The sequence below is a fragment of the Celeribacter baekdonensis genome (assembly GCF_900102315.1).
GTDB classification, from domain to species: Bacteria; Pseudomonadota; Alphaproteobacteria; order Rhodobacterales; family Rhodobacteraceae; genus Celeribacter; species Celeribacter baekdonensis.
In genome coordinates this window covers 215408-235253 of record NZ_FNBL01000005.1, presented here as the reverse complement: position 1 = coordinate 235253, position 19846 = coordinate 215408, and the positions used below count along the sequence as shown (strand labels likewise).

At 57.3% G+C, this 19846-nt stretch carries 15 protein-coding genes; 5 read left to right on the top strand and 10 right to left on the bottom strand.

Annotated elements, in window-relative coordinates:
* Positions 1-79 precede the first annotated feature (79 nt).
* The 8 genes from BLT54_RS11140 to BLT54_RS11105 form a co-directional block, all read right to left on the bottom strand.
* On the bottom strand, positions 80-682 hold the full coding sequence (locus BLT54_RS11140) for a glutathione S-transferase family protein (protein ID WP_074644939.1): 603 nt from the start codon (positions 680-682) through the stop codon (positions 80-82).
* Positions 682-2049, bottom strand: coding sequence for an MmgE/PrpD family protein (locus BLT54_RS11135; RefSeq protein WP_074644937.1), 1368 nt, complete (start codon positions 2047-2049; stop codon positions 682-684). Before BLT54_RS11135 ends, BLT54_RS11140 begins: the two co-directional genes overlap by 1 nt.
* A gap of 16 nt (positions 2050-2065) precedes the next feature.
* The gene (locus tag BLT54_RS11130) at positions 2066-3421 is read right to left on the bottom strand and encodes an MmgE/PrpD family protein (protein ID WP_074644935.1); all 1356 of its coding nucleotides are present in this window, start codon (positions 3419-3421) and stop codon (positions 2066-2068) included.
* Positions 3422-3436: 15 nt separating this feature from the next.
* Positions 3437-4777 (bottom strand): MmgE/PrpD family protein, encoded by a 1341-nt coding sequence (locus tag BLT54_RS11125; protein WP_074644932.1) that lies wholly within the window; start codon positions 4775-4777, stop codon positions 3437-3439.
* Between the two features lie 81 nt (positions 4778-4858).
* Positions 4859-5650, bottom strand: coding sequence for an amino acid ABC transporter ATP-binding protein (locus BLT54_RS11120; protein ID WP_074644929.1), 792 nt, complete (start codon positions 5648-5650; stop codon positions 4859-4861).
* A gap of 23 nt (positions 5651-5673) precedes the next feature.
* A complete protein-coding gene (locus tag BLT54_RS11115) occupies positions 5674-6798 on the bottom strand; it encodes an amino acid ABC transporter permease (protein WP_218129381.1) in 1125 nt (374 codons plus the stop codon).
* A 3-nt stretch (positions 6799-6801) separates the two neighbouring features.
* Complete coding sequence (locus BLT54_RS11110) at positions 6802-8001, bottom strand: amino acid ABC transporter permease (protein ID WP_083351790.1); 1200 nt, start codon at positions 7999-8001, stop codon at positions 6802-6804.
* 93 nt (positions 8002-8094) lie between these two features.
* Complete coding sequence (locus tag BLT54_RS11105; protein WP_074644927.1) at positions 8095-9129, bottom strand: amino acid ABC transporter substrate-binding protein; 1035 nt, start codon at positions 9127-9129, stop codon at positions 8095-8097.
* A 177-nt stretch (positions 9130-9306) separates the two neighbouring features.
* Here BLT54_RS11105 and metC point away from each other — a divergent pair, with 177 nt between their 5' ends.
* From metC to ggpS, 5 genes are all read left to right on the top strand, one after another.
* Positions 9307-10476 carry a cystathionine beta-lyase gene (metC, locus tag BLT54_RS11100; RefSeq protein WP_074644924.1) on the top strand — a complete coding sequence of 390 codons (1170 nt, stop codon included), beginning with the start codon at positions 9307-9309 and terminating at the stop codon, positions 10474-10476.
* A gap of 164 nt (positions 10477-10640) precedes the next feature.
* A complete protein-coding gene (locus BLT54_RS11095; RefSeq protein WP_245707994.1) occupies positions 10641-11282 on the top strand; it encodes a GntR family transcriptional regulator in 642 nt (213 codons plus the stop codon).
* 571 nt (positions 11283-11853) lie between these two features.
* Positions 11854-12960 (top strand): NAD(P)H-dependent glycerol-3-phosphate dehydrogenase, encoded by a 1107-nt coding sequence (locus tag BLT54_RS11090; RefSeq protein ID WP_245707993.1) that lies wholly within the window; start codon positions 11854-11856, stop codon positions 12958-12960.
* A 3-nt stretch (positions 12961-12963) separates the two neighbouring features.
* Entirely contained in the window at positions 12964-13746 is a 783-nt protein-coding gene (locus BLT54_RS11085; protein WP_074644918.1) for an HAD-IIB family hydrolase, read from the top strand.
* A gap of 1 nt (position 13747) precedes the next feature.
* On the top strand, positions 13748-15253 hold the full coding sequence (gene ggpS / locus BLT54_RS11080; RefSeq protein WP_074644915.1) for a glucosylglycerol-phosphate synthase: 1506 nt from the start codon (positions 13748-13750) through the stop codon (positions 15251-15253).
* 43 nt (positions 15254-15296) lie between these two features.
* On the opposite strand, the gene BLT54_RS11075 is transcribed toward ggpS, so the two are convergent.
* Entirely contained in the window at positions 15297-18413 is a 3117-nt protein-coding gene (locus BLT54_RS11075; RefSeq protein ID WP_074644912.1) for an efflux RND transporter permease subunit, read from the bottom strand.
* Entirely contained in the window at positions 18410-19780 is a 1371-nt protein-coding gene (locus BLT54_RS11070; protein WP_074644910.1) for an efflux RND transporter periplasmic adaptor subunit, read from the bottom strand. Before BLT54_RS11070 ends, BLT54_RS11075 begins: the two co-directional genes overlap by 4 nt.
* Positions 19781-19846: the final 66 nt, after the last annotated feature.

The following is a 19846-nucleotide window of genomic DNA, read 5'->3' as shown; positions in this document are numbered from 1 at the left end:
TGTCAGAGCGTCACAGGGTGCGCTCCGTTTGGTCATGAAAGGGCAGGGAATGGGCGCTGAGGGGCACCCATTTGGGCGCTCAGGTTAGTGCATCGCGAATATGCAGCCGATAAAGCGGGTCTAACTCAAGCTTTTCGCGATAGGCCAAAAGATGTGGCAGCTTTGGAAGGCGTGGCTCCTGTGCGCTCAAAAGCCCCAGTCTATGCACTGAGGGGGCCGCCGTGATGTCTGCCAGACTCAACGTGTCGCCTGCGATAAACGGGCTTTGGCCCAATTGCCAATCAAGCAGAGTAGCCGCCTCGATCACCGCGGCCAATTCGCCTTCGCCACCTGCCGCTCGCACTTTGCGCAGCCGAGTCAAAGGTGGCGTCAGTGACAGGGAAGCCCAGTCCATCCAGCCGTCTATCCGGGTCTGTTGCCTCTGATCCTCGGGCCACACGGTGTTGGGCTGTGCGCGTTTGGCAAGAGCACGCAGAATCGCGTTCGATTCCCACGCGATCAGCGCCCCATCGGTGATCACGGGAACCTTGCCAAACGGGGTAAGGCGTTCAAACGCGACAGTGTCCTGCGCGCCAGATCCGCGTCCCATAGGGATAAGATCAAAAGGCAGATCAAGCAGATCGAGTAGCCAAAAAACTTTGGCACAATTTGAGGAATCGCGGCGAGCGTATAAGGTGAGCATCAGCAAACCTCCTTGGCGGAAACCCGTTGAAGGAGGTCCACGAAACTGTCCTGAGGTTGCAACGCAAGGCAGGCGGAAAAGGCCGCGCGCGCGCCTTGTTCGCCCAAAGTGCCTGCGGCACAATCGGTGAACTTTTCCTTCAGTTCCGTGTCGCTCATCGGGTTGGTCGGGCCGCGGCCAAATCGGGTGGAGGCGTCGGCTTGTAAAATTGTCCCATCCGTCAAGGTCACAGTGACTTGGCCAAAATAGGCGTCCTCCTTTTGATGTCCTGTCGAGGTGATCTTTGGCAAAACGGCGGCACATTCAGGGGTTAAAAAGCTGTCATCCGCAAAATCCCCAAGGCGCAAACGCCCTGCCGTCAAGGCTTTGGCGGTGAGGAATTGTACTGAAAACTTCGCATCAAGACCGGACTTTGGATTGGGGCGATTGGTATGCGCCAAACGGCGTTCGTGGGTCTGAGTGGCAATCGAAGCGATGCGCTCGGGTGCGAAAGTGCCATGTTCGGATACCAAGGCCAGCGCGGCATCAATGGCCGAATGGGCACTGCCGCAACAGGGGTGTTGTTTGATCGCAATGCCTGGATCAAGCAGTTCCAACGGCCCGTCCCAGCCCGTCAAAATCGCCTGAATGTCATAGGTGCCTGCACCGTTGAACAGGTTGAAAAAACCGTAATTATGTTCAAACGCTTCTGGATTTGCGCTCATGCCCTGTTGTGTCAACAGGGCGGCCAAGACGCCGTTATGTGCCGCTTGCCCCACATGTATCGGTTTGACCGGGGTCCCAAAATTGGATTTTAACCCTGAGGCCATTGATGCCGCCATGGCCAAAGTATTGGCCATGGCGGCAGCGTCAAAGCCCAACATGCGGGCAGAGGCGGCCGCTGCGCCCAAGACCCCAAGCGTGGCCGTCGGGTGCCAGCCTTTTTCGTAGTGATGCGGCAAAAGTCCGCGGGCGAGACGGGTTTCGACCTCGACCCCCGTCACATAAGCTTCAATGGCCTGTCCCGCGGAGGCATCAAGGCGCTCTGACAGGGCCAAAACCGCAGGCACAATCGGGGCCGACGGGTGCCCGCCCATCGTTGTCGAGCAATCGTCAAAGTCCAACGCGTGCGCTGCCGTACCATTGACCATCGCCGCATGAAGGACGGAAGCCTTTGCGCCACCCGCCCCCCAAAGCGTGGCCTCTCCTACAGCTGAGGTGATTTCAAGCGTTGCCTCAAGAGCGGTCAGATATGGAACGGAGCGGCCGGCAAGGGCAACGCCAATCGTATCTGCGACAGCGCGGCGCGCGATGTGAAGGGCTGCGTTTGGCAGCGTGTCGAGCCGGATCGACAGGGCGCACTCGGACAGATGTTTTGCGAAACTCATAGTGTTTTCCTCTGATCTACAGCGTGGCGGAGGCGATGGTGGTTGTGAGCTGTGCCACATCGGGCAACGAGTCGAGGCGCATCAGCATGTCAAACACCTCTGCGGTTCCTGCGTCGCTCAGACTGCGGCTGGCACAATCGCGAAATTTGGCCTCAAGCATTTCCTGTGGCAGTGGGGATTCTGGTCCACGCCCCAGCGGAACGTCGACAAACGCGCGGACTGTGCTGCCGTTCTTGAGACACACCTGCACCTCGGCACCATAATCGGAAAACTCGGGGCCGGTTTCTTCCATCCGAATGAGGTCCATCACCCGCGTGACCTCGGGATCATGCAAGGCGCGCTCTTCGAAATGCTCCAGTCGCACTGCACCGTTCACCAGCCCCCGCGCGACGGCATAAGGCAGGCTGAATTTGGCATTCAGTGCGCTGGTTGGCGCGTTGCGAACATGGGGCAAAAGTCGGCGCGGGTGCATCCGCACCACGACATCCTCGACCTGCGTGCTGTCGCTCAAAGGGCCATTGTGCAGCGCGATCACCGCATCAATCGCCGCATGAACACTGTACACACAGGGGTATTTTTTGATCGAAATGCCGGGGCTCATCAGATCAAGCGGCGCGCCCCAGCCGGTCAGCATCCGCTCAATTTCGTAATGGCCTTTGCCGTTGAAGACCTCCAAAAAGCCCTGTGGATGTTCCATTGCGGTGGGGGAGGCGTTGACACCGTCTGCCGCCATTAAGGCGGCAAAAAGACCATTTCGCGCAGACAGCCCTGCGTGAAGGGGTTTGGTGTCTGTGCCAAAATTGGCCTTGATGCCGGATGCCAAAGAGGCGGCCATGGAAATCGCATGGGCCATTTTTGTTGTGTCAAGTTTCAACAAAATGCCCGCCGAAACCACGGCGCCAAAAATCCCAAGCGTGGCGGTTGGATGCCACCCTTTTTCGTAATGGGCAAAGTTTACGCCCCGTGCAAAACGGGTCGCGGTTTCGACGCCAATCACATAAGCGTCAAGCAACTCGCGCCCGGTGGTGCCCATGGTTTCCGCCAGTGGAAGAATGGCCGGAATGATGATGACGGTCGGATGTCCTGAAAGCGATTTGCTGGTGTCGTCGTAGTCAAGCGCATGACCTGAGACACCATTCACAAAGGCCGCATCAAGGCGGCTTAACCGTTCAAAACGACCCAAAACATGGCAGGGTCCAGTGCCTTGAACGCCGGTCAAAAGCGCGGAATGTGTGGTTTGGCTTTGGGCGCCCAACAAAGCGCAACCGATCATGTCGGCAATCGCCACACGGGCAAAACCCAAAGCCTCTGGGTCGAAATGTTTGGGATCGAGCGCTTGCGCGCGCGTGGCAAGCTCAAAAGACAAAGACATGGTTTCCTCCGGTCTTTAATTGGGGGGCGGGGGGCACATCGCAGCGGTGATCGGCGCGAGCGAGGGGAAGGTTTCAAGCTGCATCAAGGCGTCAAACAGCGCGGTGCTTTGATCCGAGGGCGGGACGCAATCGTGGAATTTTGCGCGGACCTGTGATTGCGTCATCGGGTTGGACGGGTCGCGTCCCATGGCCACGGTTGCCTCTGCGGACAAATGCCGCCCATCCGCGCGCCAGACGTGAACACGGCCCATCGAAAGCCCCTCCTCGTGGGGGACCAAAGCGACCTTGGCGGCCAAAGCGACCACAGTTGGGTCAAACACCCGTTCTGGACGGAAATCATCCAAGCCGACGGTGCCGTCGATCAGGGCACGGGCTGTGAGGTGCTGGGTTGAAAATTTGGCATCCAGCCCGTCTTTTGGCATTGGGCGATCAATATTTTTGAGCCGTTTGTGATGGAGCGCCACCTCAATGCGTTCAATCTGAGCGGTCTTGATGTCACCGCGCAGCTGAGCGGCGGCATCAATCGCGCAGTGAATAAACGCACAACACGGATATTGCTTGATCGCGATCCCTGGCGACAAAAGTGCAAAGTCTTTGCCCCAGCCGTCCAATGCGGGGCCCGGATCAACATCAAAGCTGTCACCAAAGGCCCGTAAGAAACCGAATTTATGTTCAAGCGCATTCAGGCGCGCGGTGTAGCCCGCTTCGGCCAACAAAGCCGCCTGAACACCATTGCGATTGGCCTGTCCGGCGTGAAACGGTTTGGTCATTGTGCCGGAATTGGCCCGAAGCCCCGCCGCAGAAGACGCTGCTATCGACATGGCGGTGGCGGAATGTTCCGGTGATAAGCGCATGAGATGTGCGGCGGCCACAGCGGCCCCGATCACACCAAAGGTCACCGTCGGATGCCAGCCACGTTCCGCATGGGCTGGGTTGGCGATCCGCGCGAGGCGAATTTCGGTCTCCACCCCGGCGACATAGGCGGTCAGGACCTGTGCACCGGAGGCATTGCGTGCTTCGGCCAGTGCAAAAAGGCCGGGGACAATGGACACGGACGGATGGCCGTCCATCTCCAAGTTGCAATCATCAAAATCCAATGCATGAGCGGCAATGCCATTGATTTGCGCGGCGTCCAAAGGATGCAGCCTGTCCCCGGTTACAAATGCCAAGGAGGGGCCGGGGCTTGCGGGCAAAACGCCCATAGCCAGTCGCACCGCAGGCTCATTGACCCCGGCCAAAGCGCAGGCCAGCGTGTCTGTGATGGCGCGTTTGGCCCAGTGCTGAACAGGGTCAGAGAGGTCACACAATCTGAGCCCTGACGCGAGGCGCGCAAGGTCGAGTGTCAAAGCGGACACGGGGGATCTCCTTTAACCAAGAGAGTATGTGGACTGTAAAAATGTGGGGCAGGTCAGGGGATAACCCGCCCCGGGGAAGCCTTAATGTTTGAGGATTTGTTCAAGGAACAAGCGCGTCCGCGGGTTCTTGGGATTGCCAAAGAACTCTTCTGGTGCGCCGCTTTCGACCGTTTTTCCATCGGCCATAAGGATCACATTATCCGCGACAGTACGGGCAAACCCCATCTCGTGAGTGACACAAATCATCGTCATGCCACTGTCCGCCAGTTCAATCATGGTATCGAGCACCTCTTTGATCATTTCAGGGTCAAGCGCAGAGGTTGGTTCGTCAAACAGCATGATTTCGGGTTGCATACAGAGCGAACGCGCAATTGCGACACGTTGTTGTTGGCCGCCAGAAAGCTGAAGCGGGTATTTTTGTGCCTGCTCTGGAATGCGAACTTTTTCAAGGAACTGCATCGCCAACTCTTCGGCGTCCTTCTTTTTCATGTGCCGCACAAGCATCGGCCCGATGGTCAAATTGTCGAGGACATTGAGATGTGGAAAGAGATTGAACGACTGAAACACCATGCCAATGTTGCGGCGGATTTTTTCGATGTTTTTCACATTGTCGGTCATCTCGATACCGTTGACGATGATCTCGCCTTGCTGGTGTTCTTCGAGCCGGTTGATGCAGCGAATAAGCGTGGATTTTCCCGACCCGGAAGGGCCGCAGACCACCACTCGTTCGCCTTTACGGACATCAAGGCTGACATCGTGTAACACCTGAAAATGGCCATACCATTTGGACACATTCCTGAGCTTGATCATGGGTTCCTGGTCAAGCGTCTGAGAGGGGGAGGAGGATTGAGTTTGGGCGATGATATTGGACATGAGTATCTCCTATCCGGGCACAGTCAGATGCGGCCCGAGTTGATCCATTTTTCGACTTGGCGCGCATAGAGGGAGAGCGCGTAGCCAAAAAAGAGATAGACAGCGGCGACAAATAGATAGGCTTCGATATAATAGCGGCGCCATAGTGGGTCCTGCATCACGGCGGTGGTCGCCGTAAGAATGTCAAAAAGCCCGATGATGATCACGAAAGACGTGTTTTTCATGGCCGCGATGATGTGGTTGGTGATCGCCGGAAGGCTGATACGCAGCGCTTGCGGCAAAATGATTTTGCGGGTGGTTTGCCAATAGCTCATGTTGAGCGATGCGGCGGCTTCATATTGGCCGGTGGGAATGGCCTGTAGCCCGCCTCGGATCACCTCCGCCTGATAGCAGGCAAAGAAGATCGCAATGCCCACAGTGATCCGCAACAGCTTATTGACCTCAACCCCAGCCGGTAGGAACAACGGAAACACGTTGACCGCGACAAAGAGGATGGTGATGAGCGGCACGCCACGGAGCGCCTCAATGAAAACCACGGAGACGCCACGCGCCACAGGCATCGGCGAACGCCGCCCCAAAGCGAGCACAACGGCAACGGGCATCCCAATCAGAACCGTTCCGGAAAACAAAATCATCGTCAGCGGCAGCCCGCCCCACTCAGACGTCGGAACGTAAACGAGACCCAACACGCCGCCGAACATCAGGATGCCAATCGAGGTCACGGAAAGAATCCACAGTGGGATGAGGATTTTAAAGTTCCAAAGCTTTGGCATCAACGACGCCACGATCGTGGTGAGATAGACCACCATCATAATCACCAGACGCCAATGTTCGTCATAGGGGTAAAGCCCAAAGAGCATCGGACGGTGTTTTTCCACGATCACGGCCCAACAGGCCCCCGCCGCCGCGCGGCAGACGTCCGGGTCAGGGGTGTAGAATACGGCGTCAATCACTCCCCATTTTAGCACAAACCAGGCAAAACGAAGCAGGAGCGCCGCAACGACAAGCGTCATGAGGCTTTGCCAAACGGAGTTGAACAGGTGCTTTTGCATCCATTTGGCAAAGGGCACTTTTGCATTCGGATCGAATTGCATTATGGGTTCAAGGGGGGTGGCCACTTTCGGCGCGTGTTGAGACTGTGTTGTCATCTTTTAACGCTCCTTGATCGCCACGAGGCGGTTGTAAAAGTTCATAAAGGTGGATGTGATCAGGCTGATGGTCAGATAGACGAGCATCATTACGGCAATCGCTTCGACGGCCTGCCCCGTTTGGTTCATGACTGTATTGCCGATATTGACGAGATCAGGATACCCGACCACCACCGCAATCGAGCTGTTTTTGATCAGGCTCACATATTGGCTGGTCAAAGGCGGAACAATGACACGCAAGGCCTGCGGCAGTACGACATAGCGCGTCACAAACCATGGACGAAAGCCCATCGAACGGGCGGCTTCGATCTGTCCCTTTGGCGTGGCCTGAAGACCGGCACGCACGATTTCGGCGATGAACCCAGAGGCATAGAGTGCGATCCCGATCAAAAGGGCGGTAAACTCCGGCGAGATGGTGACCCCGCCTTGAAAGTTAAAGCCTTTTTGTACAGGATAGCTGATGGCGGTGGGTGCGCCGCCAAACAGCCAAACCAGAACCGGAAGCCCAATGATAAGTCCGATAGAGGGCCAGAGCATATTTACGTATGTTCCGGTGCTTTCACGATGGCGTCTGGCCCAAATCGACCCGAGAATGGCCAAGACGATACCAGCCACAAGCGCAATTCCCATCGTAGAATGGATCGGATGCGTTGCGGGTACAGCAAAGGTCAGACCACGATTGGTTAGAAAGCCGACGCCATACATCTCAACCGCATTGCGCGCATTTGGCAGGTTGCGCAACAGCACCGACCAAAAGATCACCTGCAGGATCACCGGGATATTACGAACGATTTCAACATACCCTGTCGCCACTTTGGACAGCAACCAGTTGCTTGAGATCCGCGAAATCCCGACGGTGAACCCGATAAGGGTCGCCAAAAAGATTCCGGCTGCGGAGACCGACAGAGTGTTCAACAGCCCAACAACAAAGGCGCGGCCATAGCTATCGCGCGCGCTGTATGTGATCATCTTTTCGCCAATGTCGAATTGCGATGTCTGTTCCAGAAATCCAAATCCCGTCGCGATATTTTGCGCCCGCAGGTTTTCGACAACGTTTTGGTAAAGAAAGAGACCGATAAAGATAACGACTGCCGCCATAACCACTTGGGTCACAGCCGTTCGAAAACTCTTACTATAGAGGAGAGTACTGAGCGTCTGGCGCGGTTTGGCCCCGCGCTGATCACTCCCATCAATATGTGTCACTGAGTGCTCCCGTGAGATTTAGGATATCATGCTTCATACGGCTGTCGCCGGACTTCAAAACGTCACAGCCGGGCGACAGCTCCCGCAAGCGGGTTACTTGATTGGGAAACCGTAAAGCAGACCCCCATCGACCCAAAGTGTGTTCAGGTCGCGATCCAATTCCACCGGGCTGCCCGGGCCAAAATGGCGCGCATAGATTTCTGCATAATTTCCGACTTGGGTGATGACGTTATAGGCCCAATCCTCGCTCACACCGAGCTTGGAGCCATAGTCGCCCGTGACCCCCAAAAGCGATTGAATATCCACGTTGTCCGAAGATTTCATGTCGTCAGCATTCTCAGAGGTGACGCCCAACTCTTCGGCGTTAAACGTGGCATAGGTCACCCATTTCACCAAATCGTACCACTGGTCGTCCCCTTGGCGCACAGCGGCGGCCAGCGGTTCTTTGGAAAAGATGCCGGGCAAAAGCACATGTTCAGCCGGGTTTTCGGTGTCGTAGGCCCGCACACCCGGAAGAGCGGCCTTGTCTTTGGTCAAGGCGTCACACCGCCCGGTGACATAGGCATCGACAAGTTGTTTGTTGTTTTCGATCACAACAGGTGTGTAGCCCATACCGCGGGTCGCAAAAATTTGCGCCACATTGCGCTCTGTGGTTGAGCCGGGGGCAACACAAATGGTGGCCCCATCCAGATCTTCGACCGTTTTCACGCCAGAGTCGGCATGCACAAGAAAGCCTGTACCAGTGTAGAAAATCGGTGGCGCGAAGTTCAGGCCAAGTGCCGTATCACGCCCCAGCGTTGCAGTCACATTGCGCACCAAAACATCGACCTCGCCAGACTGAATGGCAGGAAAACGTTGCTGCGATGACAGGGCGACAAACCGCACTTTGTCCGCATCGCCAAAAACCGCAGCGGCAATGGCGTGGCAGTAATCCACTTCAAAACCACCCCAATGCCCTTTGCTGTTTGGCGCAGCAAAGCCGTGACGTGCCGGATGCACGCCACACAGCAATTCACCACGCTCTTTGACGCTTGCAAGCGTATCGCCCGAATCAGCAAAACCAGCGCCCCCAAAAGTGGCAAGGCCGATGGCGCACAAAGCGGTTTTCAGTTTGAAATCTTTGTTCATTTTTAGTCCTCATCTGTTGGGTCTCTGGCGTTCTTGGGTTCGTTCAAGTGACGGATTTAGTCATGTCGTTGACGCCTTCTGATTCTATGTATACAAATGTTTTCAGTAGAGTGCAACAGCGAGCAAAAGCTTCGCAAAGACGCTGCGCATGCCGAAAATGACAAGGAACCCTCGTTTATGACCTCTGATGACATGGAATTTGACACCCAACTCACGCAGTGCGGGCGCAACCCAGATCAGCACTTTGGCGCCGTAAATACCCCGGTCTACCGTGCTTCAACGATCCTCTTTCCCACTCTCGCCGCACTGGATGCCAAAGAGGGCGCGCGCCTGCGGTATGGACGTCGTGGCACGCCCACTACCCATGCTCTCGAAGATGCCGTTTGCACATTGGAACAAAGCGAACGCGCTCTGGTGACTCCCTCTGGTGTCAGCGCCATTTCGAATATTCTGATGAGCTTTGCAGAACCCGGTGCCCATTTTTTGGTAAGTGACAGTTCCTATGGCCCAACCCGGAAATTTTGTGATTTCGTATTGCGGGGATTGGGTGTGGAAACCACCTATTACGACCCCACGCTTGGCGAGCGGATCAACGAATTGATCCGCCCTGAAACCAAACTCATATGGATGGAATCTCCCGGATCGCAGACCTTTGAGGTCCTGGATGTCGATGCTATCGTTGCTGTTGCACGCGCACATGGCGTTGTGACAGCAATCGACAACACATGGAGCGCTGGCTACTTTTTCCAGCCGATGACACGTGGTGTCGACATTTCCATGCAAGCTGGCACCAAATACATCTCCGGGCATTCCGACATCATGCTGGGCACCATCGCCTGCACAGAAGAGATTTATGACCGTTTGCGTGAAACCTATCTGCGGTTTGGATTTTGCGTCAGCCCAGATGACGCCTATCTCGCCTTGCGTGGATTGCGGACCCTGCCACTGCGGATGCGTCAGCACCACGCCAGTGGGTTGGCCATCGCAGATTGGCTCGCGCAACAAGATGAGGTGATCCGGGTGATGCATCCCGCGCGTCCACAAGACCCGCATCACGCGCTTTGGAAGAACCAGTTTTCTGGCGCGTCCGGTTTGTTTGGCTTTGTGATCAGTGAAACGGATCGCGGCCGTCTCGCCCGGCTGTTCGATGGCCTGCAATTCTTTGGTATGGGATCGAGCTGGGGCGGTTTCGAAAGCTTGCTTGTGCCCACAAACCCGACAGTTTATCGCACCGCCACCGATTGGACTCCAATGGGTCAAACCATACGCATTCATGTGGGGCTTGAGGATCCAAAAGACCTGATCCGTGACCTGCGGACGGGATTTGATCGTTTGCATGATGCGTAGACGCGCTTGTGGCGCATGTGATGCGCTGTGCGGCATGGTGTCCTTGAGGTCAAGCTTGGCTTTCATTGGGACCTTATGTATACAGACTTGGCGCGCGGCCCATTCCTTACCGGGCCGCGTTTAGGGTGCCTCAAAAGAAAGTTTCATCGGTCATGAAAGCCATAATGGAAAAAAACATACATCGCGGCACGCCTTTGGAACAACTCCTGGACGCCATCGAAGATGGAAAACTGACACCGGGCACTCGGCTGCGGGAAACCGAATTGGCCGAGCAACTTGGGATTTCACGCACTCCCGTACGCGAAGCCCTGCACCGGCTTCATGCGATGGGACTGGCCGAACATGGGCCACAGCGGGGGTTGATCGTCTCACATCTGGATTACGACCATTTGCGCCAACTTTTTGCTGTGCGTGAAGGCTTGGAAGGTATGGCCGCGCGGCTTGCTGCAGAATACGCCACCCCTGCCGAAATCAGCCTGTTGCGAGAACTTGTCAGCTTGGATGTCGGGGTGGACAATCCCGACACGCTCAAAACTCACAACAAACAGTTCCACCTGCAAATTGTGCGCGCCTCTCACAATGCTTATATGATTGATGCGCTCGAAAACCTGCGTATTCATCTTAGCTTGTTGCCCGGTTCAACCTACAGCATTGCGAAACGGCGCATCCAAGCACAGGATGAACATCAAGCGATCATTGACGCGGTTGCGGCGCATGACGGAGATGCCGCAGAACACGCTGCCCGTGTGCATATTAAATCTGGCTACCGCGCGCGTTTGGAGCTTTTGTCGTCTCAGCAAGGCTGACGGTCCAAATCCGCTCCAGTCTCTGGACCAAAGATTTCGGCCGAAATGGCAGCATGAGCCTGCTGTTTCCAAGCTTCACAAACTGAGGCCTTTGCCAGAGGTTTTGTCAGCATGGAGCGTGGACGCCAAGCCACGTTTTGTGGCAATGAACGCCGCGAAAAGCTGGATCGCTCCACCATCACCTCGAACGGCGAATGGTTCTGTGTGGATGGCTCCCGCTTTGCAAAAAAAACGACAGACCCTGTGCCCGTTTTAATCGATGATTGAAGGTGGCTTCTTTGCTGCGATTGATCCTGCGGATCTGGAAAGATTTTGTTGTGATATCAATGCTATTTTCTGCAATGCGGCGTGGTGGGTTGAAAAAACTCTCAAAAAAGACTATCTATGCAAAGTGGTCCACGCGGCGGACCCGTTCGGTCTCTCATAGATCGACCCGTAGAGCGCGACGCCTTTCTGGCTGGTCTTTGCTCCTTGCCGCGCTGCCTTGATGATGAGGCGGGTGGGGCGCGCAGAACCTGAAGAACAGAACCGACCTTAGAGCACCCAAAAGGAGCTCCCCATCAAGGATTCTATGTCCCATACCCCGTCGCTTCCCTATAACCGCATCGCTGTGCTTGGCGCAGGCAGTTGGGGGACAGCGCTCGCTACCGTTTTGGCCCGCAATGGACGTGAGGTGCGCCTTTGGGCGCGCCGTCCCGATCTGGCGGAACGGATCAATCTCACTCGTCAAAACTCTGACTACCTGCCCGAGGTCGACCTTCCAAACGGTCTGACCGCCACTGCCGATCTGGCTCATGCGCTTGCGGGTGCTGAGGCCGTTTTGATGGTTACGCCCTCGGCCACGTTGCGTCCGATGTGTCAGGCCATAGCAAGCCATCTGCCAGCGGGCATTCCGATCGCATTGGCCTGTAAAGGCGTTGAGCGTGGCAGTGGATACCTTTTGTCCGAAGTTGTGTCCGAGGAACTGCCCGGCCATCCGGTTGGTGCGGTTTCCGGGCCGACCTTTGCCCATGAAACCGCTTTGGATCATCCGACAGCGGCCACAGTGGCCTTCCCTTTCGCGTATCAGGATCGACTGACACCTGAAAGCAGCCCGGCTGTCCGCCTCTCAATGTCATTGTCTGGCGGTGGGTTTCGACCCTATGTTTCGGACGATCTTGTCGGGGTTGAAGTCGGTGGGGCGGTTAAAAACGTGATCGCCATTGCCTGTGGGATGATGTCGGGCGCGGGTTTTGCCGAGAACACCCGTGCGGCGTTTATCACCCGTGGCACCGATGAGATGAAGCTTTTGGCCCAGACGCTTGGCGGCAAACGCGAAACCGTCACCGGCCTGTCCGGGGCGGGTGATCTGACGCTGACCTGTTCTTCAACCACTTCGCGCAACATGTCCTTGGGCTATCAATTGGGTCAGGGCATTGCGCGCCCGTCCTGTTTTGAGGGGCGTCCGGTTGTGGTCGAAGGCGAGGTCAACGCCGCCTCAGTGACCGATCTTGCACGTCGTCTTGGGGTGTCCATGCCGATCTGTGAGACGGTGAATGCGGTGTTACACAAAGGGGCCGATTTGCGTGAGGCCTTCACCGCATTGTGGTCTCGCCCGATTGAGGCCGAACCCTATGCGCTTGATCTCTCAATAGATCATCCTTCCCCCGATCTTCCGCTACAATTCGGAGCCGTTTGAGTCATGAATGTACACACCACATCGCGCCCGGCCATCGCCGCGCGCCGCTTTACCCTTGCGACCGACCTTGATGGCACTTTCTTGGGCGGCACGCCTGAGGATCGTCACCGTCTTTACACTTGGATCGAACAAAACCGCGACAGCGTCGGCCTGATCTTTGTCACGGGCCGCGACCCGGAATTTATCATGGAGATGTGCCGGGAACAGGGCCTGCCTTGGCCGGAATTTGTTGTCGGCGATGTCGGCACCACGATTGCGGAGGTGCATGCCGACGGGTCCATCGCGCCGATTGCCGCGCTTGAAGAGGACATCGCCGCGCGTTGGAATGACCAAGGCCAAGCCGTGCGCGAGGCCTTTGCCGATCATCCGGGGCTCAAGCTTCAGCCCACCGAATTTCGCTATCGCGTCAGTTACGATCTGACACCGACCGGCTATGACGTGACGGCCGAAGCGAAGGTCGAAGCGATGGGGCTCGATTGGCTCATCTCCGACAATCGCTATTTCGATGTGCTGCCAAAGGGCGTGTCAAAAGGCCCGTCGATCAGACGCTTGATTGATCATCTTGGCATAGCTGAAGAGCGCGTTCTTTGCGCCGGGGACACCATGAACGATCTGTCGATGTTGATCTCTGGCCTTCCATCCGTGGCCGTCGGCAATTCGGAAACCGCGCTCATGCAGCGGCTTCATGACATAAATACCGTTTATCACGCCAAGGCCCATGGGGCCGCCGGTATTTTGGAAGCCATCGCCGCGTTCGAGCTTCACGATATCCCAAAAGGAGTCTGATATGTCGTCCAATCTTGTCATCGTTTACCACCGCCAACCTTATGAAGAGGTCGAGGTGGATGGAAAAATCGAATACCGCGAAAACAAAAGCCCCAATGGCATCGTCCCCACGCTCAAAAGCTTTTTCGGGCGTGTCGACAAAGGCGCGTGGATCGCGTGGAAACATGCGAAAGACCCCGCCAATCCCGAGTTTGAGCGGGTGATTGAAATCGACGATGCCTATGGCACCTATACCGTCTCGCGTCTGCCGTTGACGCCGGAACAGGTCAAAAGTTTCTATCACGTCTCCTCGAAAGAGGCGTTTTGGCCGATCCTGCACGGGTTCAAAGAGCGCTATAACTACGACCCCGTCGATTGGCCGACCTTTCGCGAGGTGAATTGGGCCTTTGCCGAAGCCGCCGCTGCCGAAGCCGCCGAAGGCGCGGTTGTGTGGGTCCATGATTACAACCTTTGGCTGGTGCCGGGCTATTTGCGCACACTGCGCCCGGATGTCAAAATCTCGTTTTTCCATCACACGCCCTTCCCGAACGCCGATATTTTCAATGTGCTGCCCTGGCGCAAAGAGATTTTGGAAAGCCTCTTGGCCTGTGATGTCATCGGCTTCCACATCCCGCGCTATGTGAACAATTTCGTGTCCTCCGCACGCTCTTTGCTTGAGGTTGACACGTTGAAACGGGAAAAGGTTCACCCGGATATGGTGCCGGAAACCTCGGCGCTCTCTGAGCAAAGCGTGGTCACCGAGATCGGCTTTGAGGGGCGCACCATTCGCCTTCAGGCCAGCCCCGTGGGTGTCGATGTGGATTATATCGAAGAGGTGGTGGCCAATGAGGCAACGGCCAAGCGCGTCAAAGAAATCAAAGAGGAAATCGGCGACGGACAGCTCATCCTTTCGGTCGGGCGCACCGATTACACCAAGGGTGGGATCGAACAGCTGCAAAGTTTTGAGCGGATTTTGGAAACCCGTCCTGACCTGCGCGGCAAGGTGCGTTTGATGCATGTCTCGGCGGCGGCCAATTCCGAAATGACCTCCTATGAGGAAATCCAGCGCGATCTTGAACATCAGGCGGGGATGATCAACGGCCGCTATGGCAGTTTCGATTGGCAACCCGTGGCGCTGATTTCCCGACCGGTGAAATTCACCGATCTCGTGGCCTATTACCGCGCGGCGGATGTGGCGTGGATCACGCCTTTGGCCGATGGGATGAACCTTGTGTGCAAGGAATATTGCGCGGCGCGCACCGATGGCGACGGGGTGCTGGTTCTGTCCGAATTTGCCGGGGCTGCGGTGGAATTGGCCTCAGCCGTGCCGACCAATCCGTTCTCGCATAAGTCGATGGATGGCGCGATCCAATTTGCCTTGGAGATGCCAGAAGAAGAACGCCGTGGTCGGATGACGAAAAACCGTGAGAAGGTGCGCACCCAGGACATTCGGTTCTGGGCCGAGGACCAAATGCGCGCCTTTGGCAAAGAGATTTTGCCCGCGCGTCATGCAGAGACCGCAGCGTAATCTTAAACCGCTCCCTTTGACCAAACTCAAAGAGGCCCCAATCTTACGCCTGATCCACGCTCTCATGCGGGATTGGGCGTTTTTGTCTAAACCGCAGATCATCCAAAACGGCCACCACGGCGGGCGTTACAAACAGCGACAACACCGTCGCTACCGTCAGGCCAAAGGCAAGGCTCGCAACAATCGGGCGCAGAAACTGCGCCTGTGTGCTTTGCTCAAAAAGCAAAGGCCCAAGCCCGACCACCGTCGTCAAAGACGTGAGGAAAATCGCGCGAAACCGGTCCCGTACCGCCTCGCGCCCGGCCTCGATGATCCCACTCCCTGCGTTACGTTTGTCTTGCATGAAGGCATCCAAAAGGATCGAGTCATTGACCACGATCCCGGCCAGTGTCGCCAGTCCCACAAGGCTCGGTAGCGACAGTTGCAATCCCAAGGCCATATGCCCCCAAACCACGCCGACCAGCCCAAGAGGGACGGCGGCGAGAATGGCGACGGGGCGCAGGAAGCTTTTGAGATGAAACGACAAAAGCAGGAAAACACCGATCAACCCGACGATCATATTGCGGCCCAGTGAAGCCCCGGTTGTGGCCGTATCTTCGGCCTCGCCCAGGATCGAAACAGAGACGCTGGGATGGCGTTCCGGCAGCTCCGGCAGGTAGTCCGATTTGAGCGCAACCATCAGTTCGCGCGCATTGGCGATGGCCGGATCAATCGAGCCCTGAACCCGCACCGTACGCGTGCCATTCACCCGCGTGATCGTGTCAAAGCCACGGGTCAGGCGCACATCGGCCACGGCGCTCAACGCCACCCGCGTGCCATTCGCGCCGGGGACGCGCAGGTCAAGAATATCGGACAGGCTGCGCCGATCGGTGGCGGCAAGGCGGGCGACCACATCGACCTGACCGAACCCATCGACAAAACTCACGGCACTGTCGCCCTTGAAGGCCGCGCGCAGTTCGTTCCCGATGACTTGAGGCGTGACGCCAAGGGCATTGGCGACCTCAGAGCGCAGGGTCACAACGATTTCGGGCTTGCCGGGTTGCAGATCAAAGGTCACATCGCGCACACCGTCAAAGTCCCGGAAAAACCGCCGAATTTCGCGCGCAGTGACGGAGAGCTCATCCAAATCATCGCCGGTCAAACGTAGATCAATCGGCTTGCCACCCGCGCCGCGTTCTTTGTCGGTAAAGCGCAACGCCGCCATGTCTGGCATCGGCCCGGTGAGTTTTTTCCATTGGCCGAGGATGTCACCGACCGCCGTTGTGCGCACACCTGCGGGCAAAAGCGCGGCGCTGACGGTGGCCATATGCGCGCCCGATCCCGCCGCATCCGTATTGACGCCATAGGTGATCGTATAGCTTTGGACCAAGGCCTGCCCATCCGGTTGATCCGGGGTCCAGTCCGCGTTCATCTGTTCAAGGGCTTTGACGACCTTGGCGACCCGTTGTTCGGTCCGCTCAAGCGGCGCGCCTTGCGAGAGCAAAAGCCGGGCTTCCACCGTGTCGCTCTCAAGCGTTGGGAAGCTTTGATATTTGATGAAACCGCCGGTATAGGGCGCGACGGAAAACAGGATGACAAACAGCGTCAGCCCCACCGTCAGGTAACGATAGCGCAGCGTCAGTTCGGCCAAAGGCACGATGGCGCGGTCTCTGAGGCGCTCAAATGCGAGGTTGATCCAGCGGCTGATCCGCCCCGGACGCATATCGCGATCCAGCGCATGACGCATATGCGCGGGCAGGATCAAAAACGCCTCAACCAAACTGACGGTCAGTGTGATCAGCAACACGATGGGAATGTATTTCAAGATCGCGCCAATGCTGCCCGCCATATAGGCCAGCGGTCCAACGATCATGGCCGTGGTCAAAAACGAGGCGATGACGCTGGGCAACACCTGACGTGTGCCATTGACGGCGGCATCGCGAGCGGTTTCTCCGGCTTGGCGACGTCGCACGATGTTCTCGGAAATCACAATCGCATCGTCCATCAAAAGCCCGACCGCGACCAACAGCGCCACCATGGTCATCATGTTGATGGTGTAGCCCAAAAGCTGCATCACAAAGATCGCGCCGAGGAAGGACACCGGAAGCCCCATGGCGACCCAAAACGACATGCGAAATCCGAAAAACAGCCACATGGTGAGAAACACCAGGATCAGGCCTTGAAGCCCGTTGACGCCGATGATCCGAAGCCGATCACGAATATTGCCTGTTGAGTCTTGTGAAATGGCGAGGGTGATGTTGCCGGGGGCGTCGCGTTGCGCCTCTGCAACTTGACGGTCGAGCGCGGCTTTGACCCTGAGTGCGTCTTGGCTCGCGGTCTTGCTCACGGCCACGATCGCGGCGCGGTTTTGGCCGAAATAGCTGGCCTGAGACGGATCATCAAAGCCCGCGCGCACAGTGGCCACATCACCGAGGCGCACATCTCCGCCGCCGGCGCTGCTGATCAATGGGATGGTTTCCAATTCGGCAGGTGTGCGCTTTTCGGCCAAAAAACGGATCGCGGCATCGCCAGAGCTGCTTTCGAGCGTGCCGGCGGGCATATCGAGGCTGTGTTTGGCCAAAAGGGTGGTGATTTCTGACATGTCGAGGCCGAAGCGTTCGAGCGCGGCGGCATCGAAATCTATGGCAATTTCGCGGTCCGAGAACCCGTTGACGGTGACCTGCGAAATCTCGGGATCGGCGCGCAGGCGATCCGCGAATGTTTGGGCATAGGCAAAGAGCACCGCCGGATCATCCGGCCCGGTGACCGCCACGGAGGCGACCGAGGCCACACGTTCGACCACGCGGGTGACCGGATCATTGGCCTTGTCGGGCAGGGTGGAAATGCCGTCCACCGCGTCTTTGATGTCATTGTGGAACCGCGTCATATCGGCCCCCTCAAGGATCACAGCGGTCAAGACGGCAGCGTTTTCTTGGGACAGGCAGGTCAGCTCATCCAGATTGTCGATTTGCAAAAGCGGCTCTTCGACCACGCTACAAATCCCGGTTTCGACCTCGGAAGGGGCGGCACCGGGATAGGGGATGCGAATTTCGACCTCCGTCGGTGCGACCAGAGGAAAGGTGTCGCGTTGCAACATCGGCAGCGCCAAAAGGCCCAGCCCCATGAGGATGATCATCAGGATATTGGCCGCCGTCGGGTGCGTGGCGAAAAGACGGATCATTCCTGCGGCTCCGGTTTTTTACCCGTGCCTGCTCCTTGGCCCGATCCTGTGCCTGACCCGCCACCCGAACCGGGAGCGCTCACAAGTTGCCCCAAAGCGGCGGCGGTGAGGCTGGCGATCAGCGCCGTGTCTTCGACGGGTTTGACCGCCATGCCGGGCACCGCAATGGTCGGATCGGTGACGACAAGCACGTCGCCCGCGCTCAAGCCTTGTGTGACCACCGCGATGTCATCCGAGGTGAAGCCAACCACAACTTTGCGGTTTTCAAGCGTGCCCTCGGCGGAGACCACCAAAGCCGTGCCATCACGCACCGCGTCACTTGGCACAACAATCTGCGCCGATCTGGGGGCGGACAGAACCACCTCCACAAACATATTGCGGCGCAAAGGTGGGCGTTCCCCGGCCACGCTTTGCCCCAGCGGATCAGTGACTCGCACAACGATGGCCGCACTTTGAGTTTGGGCATCAATCGCCTCGCCGACACGTTCGACCTTGGCAGGCCAGATCACGGTATGATCCGGCGCGGGGATGCGCACTTGTGCGCGCAGATCGAGCACGCTCGTGCCCTCTCCCGCCAGTCGCAACAGTGGGCCAATGCGGCCAATCGGAAACTGTGCCGCAATGTCCACGGCCTCGGTGCCCTCTGCGGACAAAAGCGTCTGCCCCGCTCCGACAAATTGACCCAGATCGGCGGTCACCTCCGTGAGGCGCAACTCATAAGGCGCGCGGATTTCGGTAAAGCCAAGGGCACGTTCGACAGAGGCGCGTTGGGTGGCAAGCACATCGCGATTGGCGACATTGAGCGCACGTTGATTTGTCAGTTCAAGATGTTTGGTACGCGCCGTCAATTCTTGGCGTCGGGTTGAGTCAAGCGTGGCTTGGGTGACCACGCCCTGCTCGGCCAGCGTTTGCTGTCGGGCCAATTCATTTTGCATCAGGCTCAGATCGGCCTGCGCCAATTCAAGACTGGCGCTGATTGTGTCATCTTGCAGCCGGGAGGAGGTCAGTTGCGCGTCGATTTGCGCCAGATCCAGACGCAGATCGCTGTCATCTATCCGAAACAACAGTGCGCCTTCGGGCATCACCGCGCCGGGGGCAAGCCCTTCCGCCGTCTCGATGATGTCCCCCGGAACCCGCGCCACGGCACGCCATTCCCGCACCGGGGCAACGGAGCCATAGCCGATCACATGCGGCACCATGTCGATCGGTTTCACTGTGATCACGCGCACGGCGGTGGGCGGGCGTTTGACCCCTGCGACGGCGGGGGCCTGTCGCAGGGTGTCCGAGTACAAAACACTGGTGATCCCAAGGGCCGTTGGCAGTGCAACGGCCAACGCCCGCAGAAGAAGTGTGGTTGATCGTGCCATGATGCCCCCGGTGTCCGAATCTGATATTCGTATAACTCTATACGAAAGATTGGGTGCCGGGATGTG

What these genes read in the sequence shown, in the direction of transcription:
- ggpS (WP_074644915.1), top strand. Translation starts at nt 13,748, where the DNA reads ATGTCGTCCAATCTTGTCATCGTTTACCACCGCCAACCTTATGAAGAG.
- BLT54_RS11140 (WP_074644939.1), bottom strand. Translation starts at nt 682, where the DNA reads ATGCTCACCTTATACGCTCGCCGCGATTCCTCAAATTGTGCCAAAGTT.
- BLT54_RS11120 (WP_074644929.1), bottom strand. Translation starts at nt 5,650, where the DNA reads ATGTCCAATATCATCGCCCAAACTCAATCCTCCTCCCCCTCTCAGACG.
- BLT54_RS11115 (WP_218129381.1), bottom strand. Translation starts at nt 6,798, where the DNA reads ATGACAACACAGTCTCAACACGCGCCGAAAGTGGCCACCCCCCTTGAA.
- BLT54_RS11085 (WP_074644918.1), top strand. Translation starts at nt 12,964, where the DNA reads ATGAATGTACACACCACATCGCGCCCGGCCATCGCCGCGCGCCGCTTT.
- BLT54_RS11095 (WP_245707994.1), top strand. Translation starts at nt 10,641, where the DNA reads ATGGAAAAAAACATACATCGCGGCACGCCTTTGGAACAACTCCTGGAC.
- metC (WP_074644924.1), top strand. Translation starts at nt 9,307, where the DNA reads ATGACCTCTGATGACATGGAATTTGACACCCAACTCACGCAGTGCGGG.
- BLT54_RS11135 (WP_074644937.1), bottom strand. Translation starts at nt 2,049, where the DNA reads ATGAGTTTCGCAAAACATCTGTCCGAGTGCGCCCTGTCGATCCGGCTC.
- BLT54_RS11075 (WP_074644912.1), bottom strand. Translation starts at nt 18,413, where the DNA reads ATGATCCGTCTTTTCGCCACGCACCCGACGGCGGCCAATATCCTGATG.
- BLT54_RS11105 (WP_074644927.1), bottom strand. Translation starts at nt 9,129, where the DNA reads ATGAACAAAGATTTCAAACTGAAAACCGCTTTGTGCGCCATCGGCCTT.
- BLT54_RS11070 (WP_074644910.1), bottom strand. Translation starts at nt 19,780, where the DNA reads ATGGCACGATCAACCACACTTCTTCTGCGGGCGTTGGCCGTTGCACTG.
- BLT54_RS11090 (WP_245707993.1), top strand. Translation starts at nt 11,854, where the DNA reads ATGTCCCATACCCCGTCGCTTCCCTATAACCGCATCGCTGTGCTTGGC.
- BLT54_RS11130 (WP_074644935.1), bottom strand. Translation starts at nt 3,421, where the DNA reads ATGTCTTTGTCTTTTGAGCTTGCCACGCGCGCGCAAGCGCTCGATCCC.